Source organism: Vibrio sp. TRT 17S01 (assembly GCF_050113695.1).
GTDB lineage: Bacteria > Pseudomonadota > Gammaproteobacteria > Enterobacterales > Vibrionaceae > Vibrio.
On sequence record NZ_JBNJOG010000006.1, the window covers coordinates 39,094 to 57,184 of the forward strand.

Here is an 18,091-nt window from a genome sequence, read left to right on the forward strand (position 1 = left end):
TTTATTTTCAATAAGTTAAAATATAGCCTCTTGAAAGCTACCTCAGAGTATGATGAATTTGACCGATTATAGGTAAATTTAACCAAGCTAAGTAAGGAAGAGCATGCAACAGAATCTAATCGGTGAATCTCCCGCTTTTCTTGCGGTCCTTGATAAAGTCTCGAAGCTCGCTGCCATCGATCGCCCTATTCTAATTATTGGTGAACGAGGAACGGGGAAGGAGTTGATAGCACAGCGGCTACATTATCTATCCAAGCGCTGGGATCAGCCCTTAGTCTCCTTAAATTGCTCTACGTTAAGTGAAGGTTTAATTGACTCGGAACTGTTTGGCCATGAATCTGGTTCATTTACTGGCTCAAAAGGACGGCATAAAGGGCGCTTCGAACGGGCTGAGAACGGAACATTGTTCCTTGATGAACTAGCAACGGCTCCCTTGCTTGTTCAGGAAAAGCTACTGCGTGTCATCGAATATGGGCAGTACGAACGTGTAGGTGGGCATGAATTACTGAACGCTAACGTCCGTTTAATTTGTGCAACGAACGCTAACTTACCTGACATGGCCGCAACGGGCGCGTTTAGAGCGGATCTACTCGATCGCTTAGCATTTGATGTCGTCCACCTGCCACCACTGAGAGAAAGAAAAGAAGACATTCTGTTACTTGCTGAATACTACGCAATTAAAATGTGCCGTGAATTGAACTTTGAGTACTTCGTTGGTTTTTCAGAGCATGCCAAGCAGAGCTTATTGTCCTATTCATGGCCGGGTAATGTTCGTGAGCTCAAAAACGTCATTGAACGTGCAGTTTACCAGCACGGCATTCAAGATAGCCCTATCGAAGCACTGATTTTTGATCCATTTGCGACCGGATGGATGGACACTTCTTCTCATTCGGCTGAGAAGCAAGCAACTGACAACGTACCGTTGGAATTTCCAATGGATTACAAACAATGGCAAGAACAACAAGACATTAAATTACTCGAAGCCGCTCTTGAAGAAGCAAAGTTTAACCAGAGGAAAGCAGCTGAACTCCTCGGCTTAAGCTACCATCAGTTAAGAGGAATGGTGAGAAAATACGACCTCACTAAAGCCGATTAACGAACGATGTTTAACCGACCTCCTAACAGCAATAAAAGTGAACTGATCGTTGTCGAATCGATTAGTTGGTTTGAGTAAATAAAAAATGGTAAATTATTGAGATCTTGAGGCATAATGGGGAGTTTTATTATGCTTCGTTTCTCAAAAGTATTCTGTCTATGAGAGCTTTGATACAACTGACATTGGGACTATTTAGCTTTAGCCTATTAACAGGCTGCGGCGAAGAAATAGATCACAGCAAAATTCGCCAAAGTGGCTTTGTTTATTGTGGGCAAGGAGGGCCAACCTCACTCAACCCACAACTGGTTGACAGCGGCATTACATCTGAAGCTCTTAGCCCGCAGATTTTTGATACTCTGCTCACACTCGATCCTGACACCTTCCAACCGGTAGGTAATCTCGCACAAAGCTGGTCAGTCAATAAGCAAGCGACTGAATATACTTTCACACTTAGGGAAAATGTACAGTTTCAGTCAACACCTTGGTTTACGCCCACTCGTCCTTTGAATGCTCAAGATGTGGTGTTTAGTTTTCGCCGAATCATCGACAGTTCAAACCCATTCCATTATGTTGGTGGAGGCATGTATCCTTGGTTTGATGGGATTGATTTTCAAAATCTATTAGTCGATGTGCAAGCCATTGGCGAGCATCAGGTGAAATTTACCTTGGCTCGACCAGACAATACGTTTCTCGCTAATATTGCCACCAGCTACGCAGTGATCCACTCAAAAGAATATGCAACCGAACTAGAGCATAAAGACGAAAAAGGACAACTCGATAGCTTCCCCATTGGCACTGGGCCATTTTATTTGTCTGAGTACCAAGTTAACGATTTTATTCGCCTAAAACGCCATCAGAACTATTGGAAAGGCGAAGCTAAAATGAGCCAAGTTGTTTTCGATATTTCCCACCGTGGAACAGGCACACTGGCTAAACTACTTCGTAAAGAGTGTGATGTATTAAGTTCACCACTTTCGAGCCAAATCCCTATTATTGAAGACCAAGAACACATCAACTTAGTGGCAAAGCCCGCGATGAATATTTCTTTTATCGCCGTCAACACTTCTCATCCAGCTCTCAATGATCCTAGGGTACGAAAAGCATTGAACTTTGCTATCAACCGCCAAAACATCCTAGATTCCGTGTATTACGGAACCGGAAGTCAGGCGTATTCGGTTCTCCCGCCAAGTTCTTGGGCTTACCAAAAAGATACGGTGCAAATTCGCTACGATCGAAACTATGCTATCGCACTTCTAAAAGAAGCGGGCTTTGATAAAGGACTAGAACTCAATATGTCGGTTCCTCTTGAACCAAGAGCCTACAACCCTAGCCCACGGAAAACGGCTGAACTGATCCAATCTAACTTAGCGGATATCGGTATCACCCTAAATCTGTTTACAGATGACCGATTCGATCGCTCACAGGTAGACGCCAATGCCAATATCGATCTGTTTCTAACTGGTTGGATTGCTGACACCGCCGATCCCGACAACTTTTTCCGCCCGCTACTGTCATGTGATTCGGAGCGAGCAGGCCTTAATGTATCTAGCTGGTGTAATCCCGACTTTGACTTCTTGTTGGATCTGGCATTAGAGGTTGAGAAGCCTAGATACAGATTGAATTTATATCGTCAGGCACAGAATGTATTAAACGAAGAGTTTCCAGTTATCCCATTAAACCATGGGATGCAATTCCAAGCCTATGACGACTCACTAACTGGATTCCAAATGAGCCCGTTTAACACCCAGCCATTTGATCAAGTCGAGAGGTTGCGATAAATGTTTTTGTATACCATTCGACGGCTTAATCTGTTCATTATCACACTACTTATCCTGACCATCGTCGGATTTAGCCTACTGCGCCTTGATCCTTCATCACCATGGGCAATCCAAAACTTTTGGGCAGGATGGACAACCTATGTGGGCGAACTCACTCATTTCAATTTCGGCTTGAACAAAGCTGGCGTGCCAATCATTGATGAGCTGAAAGTGGTTTTCCCAGCAACATTAGAGCTTTGCTTAATTGCTTTTATTTTTTCATTGCTGATTGGGATCCCACTAGGAACTTTGGCGGGTATGAAGCAAGGCAAATGGACAGACACGATTATTTCGTTCACTTCGATGTCGGGATACTCTGCCCCACTCTTTTGGGTCGCACTACTCATGATCATGGCATTCTCGCTGCACTATGAAGTTTTTCCTGTGTCGGGGCGCTACGATTTGCTTTATCAAATTGACCATGTCACTGGTTTTGCACTTATCGACGCTTTCTTTTCAGAAAGCGCCTATCGTGCACATGCGCTTCAAAGTGTTATAGAACACTTGATCTTACCGTGTTTAGTTTTGGCGCTAGCACCGACAACGCAAGTTATCGGGCTTATGCGAACCTCAGTGTCTGAAGTCATGGGACAAAACTACATTCGCGCAGCTCGCATTAAAGGTCTAACGACCCACGAAATCGTCACCCAGCACGTACTGCGCAATGCAATTCCACCGATCATTCCAAAAATTGGGGTTCAGCTATCAAGTATGCTAACCCTAACAATTATTACCGAATCTATTTTTAACTGGCCCGGTATTGGCCGGTGGCTATTAGACGCCCTATCTAACCAAGATTATGTCTCAATCCAAGCCGGCGTCATCGTAGTGGCAACATTCGTGTTAACCGCGAATATTCTGTCGGATCTTATCGGTGCGATGATAAATCCGTTAGTAAGGAAAGAGTGGTATGCTAACAAATAACGTTTATCAAGAAGAAAGCATCCCAACGCAGTTTGAGCGTTTTTCTCGCAGCTTTCGTTCAAACAGCCTTGCTATGTTTGGGCTCTGGTGCCTTGCACTGATCATCTTGATCACCCTTGCCTCGCCATGGATTACGCCGCACGATCCTCAAGCACAAACTGGGGAGCTATTGGTACCACCATCTTGGAACCCAGCCGGCACCGTTGAATTCTTTCTAGGCACCGATGACTTAGGCCGAGATATTCTTTCAAGGTTAATTGCAGGAACGCAATTGACATTTGGTGCCGCCGTTTTAATTACACTAATTGCAACGACTGTAGGCTGCTTCATTGGTATTTTAGCTGGCATGACCAAGGGGTTAATTTCAAGTACATTGAATCACTTACTCGATACAGTCATGTCTATTCCTTCGCTATTATTAGCCATTATATTTGTCGCTTTTCTTGGCTTCGGTGAATTTAATATCTTACTAGCGATATGCCTTGCACTTATTCCACGCTTTATTCGCTCAGTCTATATCGCTGTGCATACCGAAGTAGAAAAAGACTACATCATGGCTGCTAGACTCGATGGTGCCAATGACTTTTACCTACTTTGGAACTCTATTTTGCCGAACATCCTTGTGGTGATCGCAGCAGAAGTCACACTGGCTCTCTCTATTGCTATTTTGGATATCACGGCACTGGGATTTCTTGGCTTAGGTGCGCAAGCTCCAAGCGCCGAATGGGGAGCTATTTTAGGTGATTCTGTTGAGCTGATTTATCTCGCGCCATGGACAGTAACTCTGCCCGGGCTCGCAATCATGTTTACTGTAATCGTCATTAACCTTGTTGGTGAAGGTGTTCGCCAAGCGCTCAATGCGGGGATCGAATAATGCCTCTGTTAGATATTCGACATTTGACCATTGAGATCGAAACTCCTCAAGGAATGATGAAAGCCGTCGATCGTATGAGTCTCACCATGAATGAAGGTGAAATACGTGGCCTAGTTGGTGAATCTGGCTCAGGAAAGAGCTTGGTCGCCAAAGCGATCGTTGGCGTGTGTAAAGATAATTGGAAAGTCACCGCCGATCGCATGAGGCTAGGTAACATCGATTTGCTGCAACTCACCCCTCGCGAAAGACGTCGAGTGATTGCACGCGATATTGCAATGATCTTTCAAGAACCTTCCACCTGTCTCGACCCTTCTGAGGAAGTCGGCAAACAGTTGATTGAATCCATTCCTTCCCATTCTTTTGAAGGTAAGTGGTTCGAGAGATTTAAGTGGCGCAAAAAACAAGCCATTGCGTTGCTGCATAAAGTAGGCATCAAGGATCATAAAGGCTTAATGAGCTGTTACCCTTACGAGCTTACTGACGGTGAGTGTCAAAAAGTAATGATTGCAATGGCCATCGCAGCAAAACCAAAGCTTCTTATTGCTGATGAACCAACGAACGATTTGGATCCTATCACCCAGTCGCAAATATTACGTCTGCTCAGCCGCATGAATCAGGTACATAACACAACCATTATGCTGATCGGCCATGACTTAACCACGATTACACAATGGGCCACTCGTATTACGGTTATGTATTGCGGACAATCGGTTGAATCTGCCGATACTCAGAAAATCCTTAAGGCACCAAAACACCCATACACAAATGCCCTGCTAAAAGCGATGCCAGATTTTGCCGACTGGATACCACATAAAGAAAAACTCCAGTCTTTACCGGGTTCGATTCCACCCTTGCAGCATTTGCCAATCGGCTGCCGCTTAGGTCCACGCTGCCCATACGCACAACGTCAATGTGTTGAAATACCAATGACGCAACGCGTCAAGAACCATAAGTTCGCCTGTCACTTCCCGCTGAATATGGAGAAGAAATCATGAGTGCGCTGTTAGAGGTCAACGATCTATCCAAAGACTTTGTAACGCGTTTCGGCTTATTACATAAAAAAGTGCAGCATGCTGTTAAGCCGGTTAGCTTTAGCCTAGAAGCCGGACAAACCATCGGATTTATTGGTCAAAATGGTTCTGGTAAATCCACACTCGCTCGCATGTTAGCTGGGGTTGTTGAGCCTACATCAGGTGAAATTCGCGTCAATGGTGAACTGCTCGCGCACAAAGATTACGAAACGCGCTGTAAGTTAATCCGGATGATTTTTCAGGATCCTAATACCTCATTAAATCCAAGGATCCAAATTGGGCGTATCCTCGAAGGACCACTAAAACGAAATACTAATATGCCACCAGAGGCACGGGTACGACGTGTAAAAGAGACCCTTTTACGTGTTGGTTTGCTTCCCGAGCACGCGTATTTCTACCCTCAAATGTTAGCAACAGGCCAAAAACAACGTGTTTGTCTGGCTCGTGCCTTGATCCTTCAACCATCAATTATTGTGGCAGATGAAGCCTTGAATGGTCTCGATATGGCAATGCGCTCGCAAATCATCAACCTATTTCTCGAACTGCAAGAAGAAATGGGGGTTTCGTTCATTTACGTATCTCAACATATTGGTGTTGTGAAACATATTACCGACCAAGTCATGGTGATGCATGAGGGCGAAGTCGTTGAATTTGGAGATACTCAGCAAGTTCTTACGAGCCCGGAACACCCGATCACGCAACGCATGATCGAAAGTCACTTCAATAAAGCCCACTGCTTTAAATAAGCCAATAAAAAAGCACACTCTTTCTTACTTAGCGTGTGCTTTTAATTCTTGCTCTTCTCATCAATCTCGTAACCAATACCTTAAATAGATAAACTTACCCCATCCGTTAAGAGTAAACTGGCCCCATTATTTGCGAGTTGAATCGCTTTAATAATAGTTCATGACACCTGAGTGCCAAAAATAGATGTACAAACCAACGTTTGGCTACGAAAAGCCTAAAAGCATAGTTCTTCACAGTGAGAACTGGACAATTGAACCAGAAACCAATGCATAACTCGTAGCTATTGGCCGTGATATCAAGGCGATTTAAGCAAGATATCGAGACGTAAATAACCTTGAAACGAGACTGGTGTCAATTTGAGCACCTTTTCGATTTAGTTCCAATAAACCTATTAAATCTTGATACTTTTCATACACAAAATTGAGGTAGGCGATTCTAGCAACCAGAATCGCACTATTTTTCCATTTTCTTTTCACAAATTGTTGTTTATCCCTTCACACAAAGGTATAAAAGAACGAGATACTTTCCCCTTCGATTAACATGGATGACGATTATGTTTGAAAAAGTAGTTGCGGCTCCCGCTGACCCTATTCTCGGCCTAACAGAAGAGTTTAAAAAAGACGCTCGTGCAGAGAAAATCAACCTAGGCGTTGGAATTTACAAAAATGAACAAGGTGAAACCCCTGTTTTAGCGACAGTAAAGAAAGCAGAAGCAGCTCTGATTGAAACGGAAAAGACTAAGTCATACCTAACAATCGAAGGTACTGCTGAATATGGTCTTGCTGTACAAAAACTTCTTTTTGGAGAAGACGCGGCGATCGTAGCAGAGCAGCGTGCTAAAACAGCTCAAGCGCCAGGTGGTACTGGTGCATTACGTGTGGCGGGTGAGTTTATTAAGCGTCAGCTCGGCAATGCTAAAATCTGGATCAGTAATCCAACTTGGGCAAACCATAACGGTGTATTCACCGCTGCTGGTATCGAAACGGCTCAATACAGCTACTACAACGCAGAAAGCAAAGATAAAGATTTCGCTGCGATGCTTTCTGATCTGGAAAAGGCAAGTGAAGGTGATGTGGTGTTGCTACATGGCTGCTGTCACAACCCTACAGGTATCGATCCAACAGCAGAAGAATGGGAAACTCTGGCTAAGCTGGTTGCTGAGAAAAAGCTGCTTCCTTTATTCGATTTTGCGTATCAAGGTTTTGCTAAAGGTGTAGAAGAAGATGCAGCAGGCCTTCGTACTTTCGCGAAATACAACAAAGAGATCCTAGTTGCTAGCTCTTTCTCTAAGAACTTTGGCCTATACAACGAGCGTGTTGGTGCTTTTACCCTTGTAGCTGAATCAACTGAAGTTGCAACAACGGCATTTTCTCAGGTGAAAGCGATCATCCGCTCTATCTACTCCAACCCACCAGCTCACGGCAGTGCGGTTGTCACTCACATTCTAAACAACGCTGAACTTCGTGCAGAATGGGAAGCAGAAGTTGCTGAAATGCGTGACCGTATTCAAGAGATGCGAGAGCTGTTTGTCACAACGCTAAAATCAGAAGGTGTTGAAGCAGACTTTAGCTTTATCGAACGCCAAAACGGCATGTTCTCTTTCTCTGGTCTTTCTAAAGAGCAGGTAAACCGTCTTAAAGAAGAGTTTGCGATTTACATCGTCGGCTCCGGTCGTATTAGTGTTGCCGGCATGACACGCAACAATATGGGCCCATTATGTAAAGGGATCGCCGCGGTCCTATAAACATATTGTTCACTAAAAAAGCCAGCTTATCGCTGGCTTTTTTTATTGATAGGAAATTAACTTAATAAGCAAATCGTACCGAAATACCACCTTCATTCGTGGTACTTTCCCCCGTATCACGATGGGTATAAAAACCGCCTAACATAAAACGTTTGGAGAGTTTGTAGTCCCCCCTTAATGTCAGCAGGTTTTCATCCAAAATATCGCTTCGTGTTAGCTCCCCAATCACTGAAGCTTGCCAATTCTCACTCAGAGCATAACTTAGCGTTAAACTTGTACCGTAGCGAAGTTCAGTATCACTCTTTAGGGTTTCATCCGTAATATCATTCGTAGTACGAGCACGAATATAACCGACACTCGCTTGAGCGAGCATGTCTAAATCCTCAACCAAAGCATAGCGATAACCAATTCCAGGCATAAGGCTGTATATTTCTGTCGTCGTATTAGCAGGATGTATAAACCTAGCGGAGTAGTCCAATGATGCAACCCAATGATCGGTAAACAAATAATTCCCACCAATGGTCAACGTCGTAACATTATTGTTTTCGCCCAAGTTTTCATTCAAAGACCCTGAACTCAGATCTGCATGAATATACTCATATTCAATGTTATTGGTAGTGGAAGAGTCTGCCATCACTACACTAGAGGGCAAACAAAGAGCGGTGGCCATCACCCAAGCTGAACTTATTCTCATTCGAATACTCCGTCTCATTCCTTGAAAATGGTAATCGTGGTGATTTTTACTAAATCTATTCACATTTTGGCAAGCAAAAATCAATCATCAAAGCACACGCTTACCTCATTAAGGTGAATCATAACCTAAGCAGAATCAAGTTTTCGGTAGGATATGAAAAAGGTGTGATACGCAAACAAAAAAAGCCCATGAATGGGCTTTTTGAGTAGGAAAATACTGACTGTTATTGCAAAGTCACCAACAGTTCATCTTGTTGTTGACTTTGTATTGTTGCTTCTGTTTTCAACCGCAATGATTCCAGTTGTTCCCCATCTAATTCATACGGAAGCACCACTCTGAGTTCATCAATGCCTTCTGTTTTGGCTAACTTTAGTAACGTTGCCAAATTGGATTCATCACTTCGACTCACCGACAGTGATTTCATGGCCTGTTCCCAAAGCCGCTCTTCAGGCGAATGCAGATCTTGAATGGAATTTTTCCATGCAAGACTGAAAATGGGAGCAAACGTACTCATTGCTTCAAGAAAAGTCCATTTCTTACTACATGAAGCGCCTAAAAACGAAGTGTAGTCAAATACAACGCATGTCTTATTTTGATGTTCCATATCATCCCCCGACATAATGGCATCATTTGCTCATTGTTTATGGCTGCCTTGATTGAGAGCCGAGTAAACATTTCACTGAGCACTCCCCCACTATCAGCCAACATGCTCCATATAGCAATAGGATATAAAACAATGATCTTTTATGCCCCCATATCAAACATCATTCGCTATATAAAAACCAAGTAAGTAACAATCAAGGAACAATTAGTAAATATATGCGACCATGTGCTTAATATTTTGCAAAGCAAAAATTATCTTACATCAATGATCCGGCTTGCCTTTTTAAACTGTATACGCCAGCCTTGCCAACGAGGTAGCTCCCAACGTTTGGGATCTCCTTTACGCAACCCATCTTTATAGACCACGTAAATCAGCTTTTTCTTCGCGTAATATTCGACAGTCAAATTCAGATCACCAAGACTAAGTTCAAACGGATATAGTTCCGCAAACTCTTCATATTGCCAGTATGGGATCCCATCGAATGGAAAATCTTCTTCAGAAAATAGTTGCAACTCTTCCATATTACTTAGTTCAAGCGCATTGAGTTGCTCGGTAAACCAAGATTCAAAGCTTTCGTCATTGTGGCTATGGCACATATCAGATAGGCCTAAATCAACATATAATTTCCAATGCTGAATTTCATTTTCTCTTCGTTTCGCAAACCCCGGGAATATGGCTCCCGTTTGGACTGCTTCTAATAAAGGTTTGGTTGTCAATTCACCATGGGCCAGCCGAAGCTCTCTGTACACACTACGACCAGCGTATATCATCTCCATTTCGACATGAGCGACATCGTCAACGAGAACAACATCTCCCTCTTGCCATTCTCCTAGTTCAAGCTCGCGAATAAGCGAAATAGGAACGGGCATCATGAATGTAGCAAGGTTCAACGTTTGCTTAACGCCCCTACCTGGTAGGCTGTGAATGTCCAGCACCAATGCAGCTTGTCTTTCTTGTTTAAGACGGGAGTTTCGCCCCTCCATCACTTCTAATAAGCCATTGGCAAACGCTTCTTTGCGCTTTTCTCTTCGAACAAAAACCAATTCTGGATGTAACTGAGCAATCGCAGCTCGCAGCTGGTTGTGATCATACCGAGATGCCACACTCAGATCAGGTAGCTCAAACAACGCCCTCATTTGTTTAGACAGTCCTTGAGCTTCAGCCAATGCGTCTGACTCGATAGAGACGCCACTAAATTGTTGGCCACGAACCAAACCAATCACTAACTGAGCATCACAACCTAACGGCTCTTGTTGCGCGAGCTTTTCCAACGTTTCTTCATTAGCAGATAATTGAAACAAGCGAGCTGGGACTGCAAGCGCAGCGGTAAGGTCAATCATGGCCTCTTGTAACGACTTTTGCGGCATTCTTGAAACCAAATCAGCATATAAAGCATCGATCGGTAATGGATAAATTTTACGTCCATGCGCTGTTGCTTGTCCTTGAGAATCAATGGCAGCCATGTTGGACAATAAAGCGTGCGCTGACTGAAATGATTTTTCTGGCAATTCGTCCATTAGAGGCAATTGATTTAGAGGTACTCCGCAACAAGCGGCTGCAAGCATTGGCTCTGTTAACGCTTCGCGCTGCATTTCTGGTGGCGTTACTTCAATTAATGCAGCATGTTCCCCATATAGACGGACACAAATGCCATCCATTACACGTCCAGCCCGTCCTGCTCTCTGCTTAGCACTAGCTTTAGATATATGCTTGAGACTTAATGTCGTTCGACCATTACGCTGCTCAGTTCTGCGCTCTAAACCAGAGTCAATCACAGCCGATATATTAGGAATAGTCAGAGAGGTTTCCGCTACATTTGTCGCTAATACAACCTTTCGCTTAGCTTGTATCGTCAGAGCAGTATCGCGTTGCTGATCAGAAACAGAAGCATGGAGAGGCGTGACCAACACATCATCAAGATGGCTTAACATTTGAGCACATTGGGTGATTTCTTTTCGTCCGGGTAGAAAAACCAGAATATCCCCGGCCGTTTGTGTAAGTAGCAATATGACTTCGTCTCGAACCTTCGTCTCTAAGTTGCGAGGATCAGGCAACTGCCTTGAGTCTGTGGCTCTGTACTGCAATGCCACCTTATGAACTCGCCCTTCAGCTTGCATCCGGTCCGCAGCTAAATAGTGAGCAAGCTTAGCGCCTTCAATTGTCGCAGATGTCAAAACTATTCGATGAGTGTTGTGTTGTTTCAGCAACCCAACCAAAACATCCGTATCCCAACGACGCTCGTGAAATTCATCCACAATGATGATGTCAAATTGCGCCAGTTGATCCTCAGAATACCAACGCAATGCAACACCAGGGGTTACAAAAACGACCTTACTGCTCTGACAGAACTGGTTTTCCAGCTTGATGGCATAACCAATGCTCTCTCCCAATTTATCGCCAGATTGCGCTGCAAGAAACTGAGCTAACGAAGTACAAGCAATACGTCTTGGTTCTACAACTAACACTCGGCCATGTGTTGCGGCCCATACGGGTAATCGAGTTGACTTACCTGAGCCTGTCTCAGCTTCAACGATTAAATGGTTCTTTTTGAGTTCGGTTTTAAACGTATTTTCCAGAATATCAATTGGCAGAGATTGCATGGGCAGTACTTCATCATTCAAGCGGCTGGGTAGTATATACTTAAGTGACAATAAGATGCTGGGTATATCTCAAATAATCGTTTACAGGGTCTGGGTTTAGGAGGTACTCCAGTTTACAATAGGCTATTCAGTCCTTATCATTTTTATGACTTCTCTACCCTGTATATAGGCAAATGATGAATAACGATAAACGCCCACTCTATATCCCCTACGCTGGTCCTGCACTTCTAAGTACACCACTGTTAAACAAAGGCAGTGCATTTAGTGCTCAGGAGCGAATTTCTTTCAATTTAGAAGGCCTACTGCCAGAAGCTACAGAAACTATTCAAGAACAAGTTGATCGCGCATACAAGCAGTACTGTAACTTCGAAAGTGATATGGACAAACATATCTACTTACGCAATATCCAAGATACCAACGAAACACTCTTCTATCGTCTGGTACAAAACCACATTTCTGAGATGATGCCTATCATCTACACACCGACGGTTGGAGCAGCCTGTGAGAACTTCTCCAATATCTACCGACGCGGACGTGGTCTATTTATCTCTTACCCTAATCGCGATCGTATCGATGACTTGCTAAATAATGCAGCAAACCACAATGTCAAAGTTATTGTGGTAACCGACGGTGAGCGTATTCTTGGTCTTGGCGACCAAGGGATTGGTGGTATGGGCATCCCAATTGGTAAGCTTTCTCTCTACACTGCCTGTGGCGGTATTTCTCCAGCTTACACCTTGCCAATCGTTCTGGATGTGGGTACCAACAACCCGCAACGCTTGGCTGACCCAATGTACATGGGTTGGCGTCATCCGCGTATTACTGGTGCTGAATACGATGCCTTTGTAGAAGATTTTATCCAAGCAGTGCAGCGCCGCTGGCCTGAAGCACTTATTCAGTTTGAAGACTTTGCGCAAAAGAACGCAATGCCGCTGCTTGAACGCTATAAAGACCGTATTTGCTGCTTCAATGATGATATCCAAGGAACTGCGGCTGTAACCGTTGGCTCTTTACTCGCTGCTTGTAAAGCGGCTGGCAGTAAACTTTCTGAGCAACGAGTCACCTTCCTAGGTGCTGGCTCCGCGGGTTGCGGTATTGCAGAAGCCATCATTGCACAAATGGTTTCTGAAGGTATTTCCGATGAGCAAGCTCGTTCTCAGGTTTACATGGTCGACCGATGGGGACTACTGCAAGAAGGCATGCCGAACTTGCTTGATTTCCAACAACGTTTAGTTCAGAAGCACAGCAACACTGCCGATTGGGAATCTGAAGGTACGGGGTATTCATTACTCGATGTCATGCGTAACGGACAACCGACTGTTCTGATCGGTGTATCTGGTGCACCGGGACTATTTAGTGAAGATGTCATTAAAGAAATGCATAAGCATTGTGCTCGACCAATCGTCTTCCCACTATCCAACCCAACAAGTCGTGTAGAGGCAACGCCAAATGACATCCTGCGTTGGACAAATGGCGAAGCACTTGTCGCAACGGGTAGTCCGTTTGACCCTGTCGTTGTAAATGGTAAGAGTTACCCTATCGCTCAGTGCAATAACAGCTACATTTTCCCGGGTATTGGACTTGGTGTACTGGCCGTTTCAGCTAAGCGTGTTACCGATGAAATGTTGATGGAGTCAAGCCGAGCACTCGCGACATGTTCACCACTTGCTATTAATGGCCAAGGAGCCCTACTGCCGCCTCTAGAAGCAATCCACTCAGTATCGAAGAAGATTGCTTTTGCGGTTGCTAAAAAAGCGATAGAACAAGGTGTTGCGCAAGAAATCACTGACGAAGCGCTTGAAGAAGCCATCGAAGGTCACTTCTGGCAACCAGTTTATCGTCGTTATAAACGTACTGCATTTTAAGAATTTGCCTGAGAGAACACTCTTCTCTCAGGCTTTTACTTTCTAAAATGGCCAAGACGCTACACCATCAAGTGGTATAGGGTTACTGGCGAACTCCGACTTACAATATCCCTGCTTTTCTCTAACAGCATAGAAAAGTAGTGGCATTTTCTGGCTAAACGTTGATACTTGCTGCTTAGCCATATCTGAAAACTCTATCCCCCAAGTTTCAAGATACGCACTCATATCTCGCTCAATCACCGTTGACAAAGCAATTAACAACCAATCATTTGCACTTAAATTGTTCTGTGACAACGAATCTCTGTCATACAAACTAAAACCCAAGCTACTTCGTTGAGATAACCAATTTGAATCTGTCAAACGAGCGTTGTCGTACACGCGCTTATACGCGTGAAGCCTACCTAAGATATGCCAACCGTTATCAACAACACCTTGATGTTGAGCCGACATGAAAATTTGAATATAGAGTCTGGCACCCCAGTCCCAAGAAAATTCGCCGCTCGCATTTTTTCCGACGTTATTGGCAATATATTCTTTTGGGTTTATTTCATTTTTGCTTTGCTGAAGTAATTCATATGCGTGCTTAAAGTTGAGGTTTTGGCATTTCGATTCCTTACCTGTATCTTTAAAATATTGGGATTTAGAATAATATGAATAGAAGTTAGTCACCGAATGCCATTCCATGTTGTCGAATCGAAATTGCATCTGCTCTAAGCCATGACCCAATTCATGCAAATCTGCATGGCTAATTGGGTCGAAGGCCCATCGTGCATCGTATGGATTTCCCGAACATCCGTATCCACAACTTGACTGGTCGGCATTCATATGCTTTACGACCTCATATGATTCTTGCTCCCATCCTTTTCGTTCTATAAATCGTTTAATATCGTCAATTTCACTGATCATAGGTCCTGAGAAGCCAGCTAAACCATGAGGTAAATCCGTCATATATCGCGCAGTAGCATTAGCCATCTCTTCAGGCGAAGCCCAATCATTCATCTCCAAAGATTTTCTCATCCGATAAGCTTGAGAGTGCACTTCAAAATTCGGAGTAATCATCTCTGCCCAGTCATATAATTCACTGTTTAATTGAACCAAAAAGGACTCATTATCTTGCGGCCCTTTCCATACTGGATGTTGGCCCACATTTTCGAATTTAAATCGAGTATCGAGGTTACTTTTGTCAAAGAACAGATAAAGAATTCCGCCATATGGATTGGTTAGCGTTAAACTCTCACCCGATTTTATTGGGTATTTTCTACTTGATAGGAATTTAGGCCGGATATAACCTTGACGAGATTCATCATCATAACGCTCAAATTCAAACGTGGCTTCTGATCTAATGTTGTTTATTTGCAACTCTGTACTCACATCACTGTCATCTAATCTCGTGACAACAAATGTTTCCCCTGGTAACGCATAAAGGCCCGCTGATTTAAATGGCTTTGCTGTCTTGATTTCGATTGTTTTGCTTATAGGAACAACATTAGAAAAATCACTTCGACTAAAAACTCCCATGTCTAACTGCTTAGGGTTTATACGCCTTAGGTTGTACTGTATAAAATCAGAAAAATAAGAGCGTAAGAATGTATCTACATCTGTATTAATAATATCCATCGGAAAATTAATGCTTTGACGAAAATAATCCGATAAAAACACCCATTTTTCATAATAATTATTATTAGAATTATTAAAAAGCTGACGATTACTAGATTCAAATAAATTCAAATATTTTGCTATTTCTCTTACAGGGCTTATAAATAATTCATTAAAGGTAACAGACTCAGGACAACCTTTTGCCTTACAAATAGAAAGATCAATATCAAATCCACCATTTGACAGTCGAGATAGTAAATTGATGTATTTTGAGTAATGTTCTTCAAGGAAGCTATGAATATTATCACTGCTCACCTCATCAACTAACAATCTATAATTTATATTATCGCCAGCATACAACACATTAAAATAATCAAATAGCTTTTTTGAGAATGGATTATTATTACCATCTCTATGCAAATACAATAGTGGAATACCTTTCTCATTAGCTACTTTGATAGCCTCAACTGATTCATTGATAGAAGAATCAGCACTTATGTGAGATGAAGTAATGATTAAATCCACATTATCATCAAAGCACGAAAGAAGTTTAACGCCATCGCAATCACCCGCTTTGTTATAGCTCACAGCTTTCGAAAATCGTTCATCTAACCATTTTCTAGTCGATGTATTATCAGGAAAGTAAGATGATTGATCTAAATTTGAAATAACAACATTAATATTATTGCTATCTGTTCCAACTAACCAAGACAGGACTCTATCTAACCATTGATGCATTGAGCTATTCAAAGACGATTCATTACGAAAAAAATTCCTAAATGGGTTACTACCAAGCAGAACATAACGAGAATCAGTCGAAGTACTCGCTATACCAATTGTCTTTATTTGGTCTTGATAACCTTGAGTGTTTGTTTTGTTAACATTGAGAATTGGTGTTGTATACCCATCAACAGCACTGAACAGTGCTGCATCGTGTGTTGGATTCCATACGAGATTTTCAGCAGAGTTTAAAAAAAGCTCATTGAGAATAGCGTGATTTGCTAACTTGAATGTTTCTATATCCTCAAACAAGGAACCTGTAATTGTTTTTACAGATGTTATATAGCGGACATCTCCTGTTTTAAGCGCTAAATCTAACTCAGAATGATTCGGAACTATCTGTTCTTGGTTATTCTGCTCCTGTTCATTCTGTTCATGGTTGTTCTTATTTTTTTCCTCATCATTGCTGCCACCACAAGCGGCTAAGAAAAGCAGAAATATGAAAGTTATAATGATTCTCTTGAGAGAAAAAAAAGTCACATCAGTTTGGTACATAACAATACCTTATTTATAAGTAAGAAAATTTTATAAATTCTATGCTTACAATCATTTAACCCTGTAAGATTTTCTATTCTCCTTATACCTTCTCTTATTCCATTTTAATATTAATATTTCATTTATTATTCTTTTTCATGATTTAATATGATAAATATCATTACCGAAACATTAATCGACATTAAACAAAATAAAACCACATTAAATGTGACAATGAGATATTTATTTATACTGATAATAGTGTAATTATTCTAATGCAGTCCACTGCTTACTTATAATAATAAAAACATATGAGTATTTATATGAATATAGAATGTAAAAACACATGTATCGTCTGTGACGAGCTTTCATTGATAGAAGACGAGCTTGATTGTAGATTCACATTTCAACCTTCAGGAAAAGTAATATTACATAGCAAATCAAATACTAATCACTATGCTTGCTGTTTGAATAGCGTCAAGTATATTTGTTTACTCTTTAAAAACAAAAGAAAAATTCTTACTAAAGAAGAAATTGAAGAATACATATGGCCAGGTTCCAAAATAGGTAACAATAGCCTTCCTGTATTAACATGCAAAACAAGAAAAATAATAGAACAAAACTCAAATTACTCCATATACACGATACGATGTAAAGGTTACCTATTAAAATAAACGGAATTTAATATGAAAAGAATTGCTTTAATAACATTATTTTTATTCTCTGGACTCTGTGTTTCTGCAGAACAAGAAAGGAAACCTTCAAATTATATTAGCCTTGGACTTAAATTTAACTTTCAATCTGCCAATGATGAAACTTATAACGGTAGAGATCCACTTTCCTTTTCCTATGGCCCTATACTTTCATATACATACAACAAGAATTTTTTTTCATCTTTAGAGTATCAGAATTTAAATGACTTCTATGCAAATTTAACCAAAATTAGCTTGGATGGAGATTTAATCAATCTAAATATTGGCTATCAAAATATATTGGCTGATGATTTAGGCTTCTATATATCGGGAGGAGTGTCATATTGGCAAATAGACAAGACCACCAATATAGAAGAGTTATCGGCAAGTGGTATATCTCCGATAGTTAGCGTTGGATTGACATTAGACATAATTGATCAAATCGAAATGAAAATTGGCTACGAATATGTAAATAAGATAGGCAATTCCAAGACAGGGTCTTATGACAGCTCTTCTTTATTAATAAACATGTCATATAATTTTCTGTAGTATG

The 18,091-nt window shown here is 41.9% G+C and carries 14 protein-coding genes; 10 read left to right on the top strand and 4 right to left on the bottom strand.

Features of this window, described 5'->3' with window-relative positions; all coding sequences use genetic code 11:
* Positions 1-103 precede the first annotated feature (103 nt).
* The 7 genes from pspF (at position 104) to ACQEXS_RS11125 (ending at position 8,233) form a co-directional block, all read left to right on the top strand.
* Positions 104-1,096 carry a phage shock protein operon transcriptional activator gene (gene pspF, locus ACQEXS_RS11095; RefSeq protein ID WP_427013871.1) on the top strand — a complete coding sequence of 331 codons (993 nt, stop codon included), beginning with the start codon at positions 104-106 and terminating at the stop codon, positions 1,094-1,096.
* Between the two features lie 158 nt (positions 1,097-1,254).
* Positions 1,255-2,874, top strand: a complete 1,620-nt coding sequence (sapA, locus tag ACQEXS_RS11100) for an ABC transporter substrate-binding protein SapA (protein WP_427013872.1) — start codon at positions 1,255-1,257, stop codon at positions 2,872-2,874.
* Positions 2,875-3,837, top strand: a complete 963-nt coding sequence (locus ACQEXS_RS11105; RefSeq protein ID WP_367986692.1) for an ABC transporter permease — start codon at positions 2,875-2,877, stop codon at positions 3,835-3,837.
* The gene (locus ACQEXS_RS11110; RefSeq protein WP_367986693.1) at positions 3,824-4,711 is read left to right on the top strand and encodes an ABC transporter permease subunit; all 888 of its coding nucleotides are present in this window, start codon (positions 3,824-3,826) and stop codon (positions 4,709-4,711) included. The genes ACQEXS_RS11105 and ACQEXS_RS11110 overlap by 14 nt, the downstream gene beginning before the upstream one ends.
* Complete coding sequence (locus ACQEXS_RS11115) at positions 4,711-5,706, top strand: oligopeptide/dipeptide ABC transporter ATP-binding protein (protein WP_367986694.1); 996 nt, start codon at positions 4,711-4,713, stop codon at positions 5,704-5,706. The genes ACQEXS_RS11110 and ACQEXS_RS11115 overlap by 1 nt, the downstream gene beginning before the upstream one ends.
* Complete coding sequence (locus ACQEXS_RS11120; protein WP_427009350.1) at positions 5,703-6,488, top strand: ATP-binding cassette domain-containing protein; 786 nt, start codon at positions 5,703-5,705, stop codon at positions 6,486-6,488. Before ACQEXS_RS11115 ends, ACQEXS_RS11120 begins: the two co-directional genes overlap by 4 nt.
* A 554-nt stretch (positions 6,489-7,042) precedes the next feature.
* Positions 7,043-8,233 carry an amino acid aminotransferase gene (locus ACQEXS_RS11125; RefSeq protein ID WP_367986696.1) on the top strand — a complete coding sequence of 397 codons (1,191 nt, stop codon included), beginning with the start codon at positions 7,043-7,045 and terminating at the stop codon, positions 8,231-8,233.
* 61 nt (positions 8,234-8,294) lie between these two features.
* On the opposite strand, the gene ACQEXS_RS11130 is transcribed toward ACQEXS_RS11125, so the two are convergent.
* The 3 genes from ACQEXS_RS11130 to ACQEXS_RS11140 all read right to left on the bottom strand — a co-directional run bounded on the left by ACQEXS_RS11130 (position 8,295) and on the right by ACQEXS_RS11140 (position 12,131).
* The gene (locus ACQEXS_RS11130; RefSeq protein ID WP_427013873.1) at positions 8,295-8,927 is read right to left on the bottom strand and encodes an outer membrane beta-barrel protein; all 633 of its coding nucleotides are present in this window, start codon (positions 8,925-8,927) and stop codon (positions 8,295-8,297) included.
* Positions 8,928-9,150: 223 nt separating this feature from the next.
* Positions 9,151-9,531 carry a transporter gene (locus tag ACQEXS_RS11135; protein ID WP_367986698.1) on the bottom strand — a complete coding sequence of 127 codons (381 nt, stop codon included), beginning with the start codon at positions 9,529-9,531 and terminating at the stop codon, positions 9,151-9,153.
* Positions 9,532-9,782: 251 nt separating this feature from the next.
* Positions 9,783-12,131: a helicase-related protein gene (locus ACQEXS_RS11140; RefSeq protein WP_427013874.1), complete on the bottom strand. Its 2,349-nt coding sequence runs from the start codon at positions 12,129-12,131 to the stop codon at positions 9,783-9,785.
* Between the two features lie 176 nt (positions 12,132-12,307).
* Here ACQEXS_RS11140 and ACQEXS_RS11145 point away from each other — a divergent pair, with 176 nt between their 5' ends.
* Positions 12,308-13,996, top strand: coding sequence for an NAD-dependent malic enzyme (locus tag ACQEXS_RS11145; protein ID WP_427013875.1), 1,689 nt, complete (start codon positions 12,308-12,310; stop codon positions 13,994-13,996).
* A 42-nt stretch (positions 13,997-14,038) separates the two neighbouring features.
* Here the strand turns inward: ACQEXS_RS11145 and ACQEXS_RS11150 are convergent, their stop codons facing one another.
* The gene (locus tag ACQEXS_RS11150; RefSeq protein WP_427013876.1) at positions 14,039-16,867 is read right to left on the bottom strand and encodes an ImpA family metalloprotease; all 2,829 of its coding nucleotides are present in this window, start codon (positions 16,865-16,867) and stop codon (positions 14,039-14,041) included.
* Between the two features lie 302 nt (positions 16,868-17,169).
* Here ACQEXS_RS11150 and ACQEXS_RS11155 point away from each other — a divergent pair, with 302 nt between their 5' ends.
* Both ACQEXS_RS11155 and ACQEXS_RS11160 read left to right on the top strand, forming a co-directional pair.
* Entirely contained in the window at positions 17,170-17,520 is a 351-nt protein-coding gene (locus ACQEXS_RS11155) for a winged helix-turn-helix domain-containing protein (protein WP_427013877.1), read from the top strand.
* Positions 17,521-17,532: 12 nt separating this feature from the next.
* Positions 17,533-18,087 carry an outer membrane beta-barrel protein gene (locus ACQEXS_RS11160; protein ID WP_427013878.1) on the top strand — a complete coding sequence of 185 codons (555 nt, stop codon included), beginning with the start codon at positions 17,533-17,535 and terminating at the stop codon, positions 18,085-18,087.
* The last annotated feature ends 4 nt before the right edge of the window (positions 18,088-18,091 follow it).

Coding starts and splice junctions, on each gene's coding strand:
- ACQEXS_RS11105 (WP_367986692.1), top strand. CDS start 2,875: ATGTTTTTGTATACCATTCGACGGCTTAATCTGTTCATTATCACACTA.
- ACQEXS_RS11125 (WP_367986696.1), top strand. CDS start 7,043: ATGTTTGAAAAAGTAGTTGCGGCTCCCGCTGACCCTATTCTCGGCCTA.
- sapA (WP_427013872.1), top strand. CDS start 1,255: ATGAGAGCTTTGATACAACTGACATTGGGACTATTTAGCTTTAGCCTA.
- ACQEXS_RS11115 (WP_367986694.1), top strand. CDS start 4,711: ATGCCTCTGTTAGATATTCGACATTTGACCATTGAGATCGAAACTCCT.
- ACQEXS_RS11155 (WP_427013877.1), top strand. CDS start 17,170: ATGAATATAGAATGTAAAAACACATGTATCGTCTGTGACGAGCTTTCA.
- ACQEXS_RS11145 (WP_427013875.1), top strand. CDS start 12,308: ATGAATAACGATAAACGCCCACTCTATATCCCCTACGCTGGTCCTGCA.
- ACQEXS_RS11120 (WP_427009350.1), top strand. CDS start 5,703: ATGAGTGCGCTGTTAGAGGTCAACGATCTATCCAAAGACTTTGTAACG.
- ACQEXS_RS11130 (WP_427013873.1), bottom strand. CDS start 8,927: ATGAGAATAAGTTCAGCTTGGGTGATGGCCACCGCTCTTTGTTTGCCC.
- pspF (WP_427013871.1), top strand. CDS start 104: ATGCAACAGAATCTAATCGGTGAATCTCCCGCTTTTCTTGCGGTCCTT.
- ACQEXS_RS11140 (WP_427013874.1), bottom strand. CDS start 12,131: ATGCAATCTCTGCCAATTGATATTCTGGAAAATACGTTTAAAACCGAA.
- ACQEXS_RS11160 (WP_427013878.1), top strand. CDS start 17,533: ATGAAAAGAATTGCTTTAATAACATTATTTTTATTCTCTGGACTCTGT.
- ACQEXS_RS11110 (WP_367986693.1), top strand. CDS start 3,824: ATGCTAACAAATAACGTTTATCAAGAAGAAAGCATCCCAACGCAGTTT.
- ACQEXS_RS11135 (WP_367986698.1), bottom strand. CDS start 9,531: ATGGAACATCAAAATAAGACATGCGTTGTATTTGACTACACTTCGTTT.
- ACQEXS_RS11150 (WP_427013876.1), bottom strand. CDS start 16,867: ATGTACCAAACTGATGTGACTTTTTTTTCTCTCAAGAGAATCATTATA.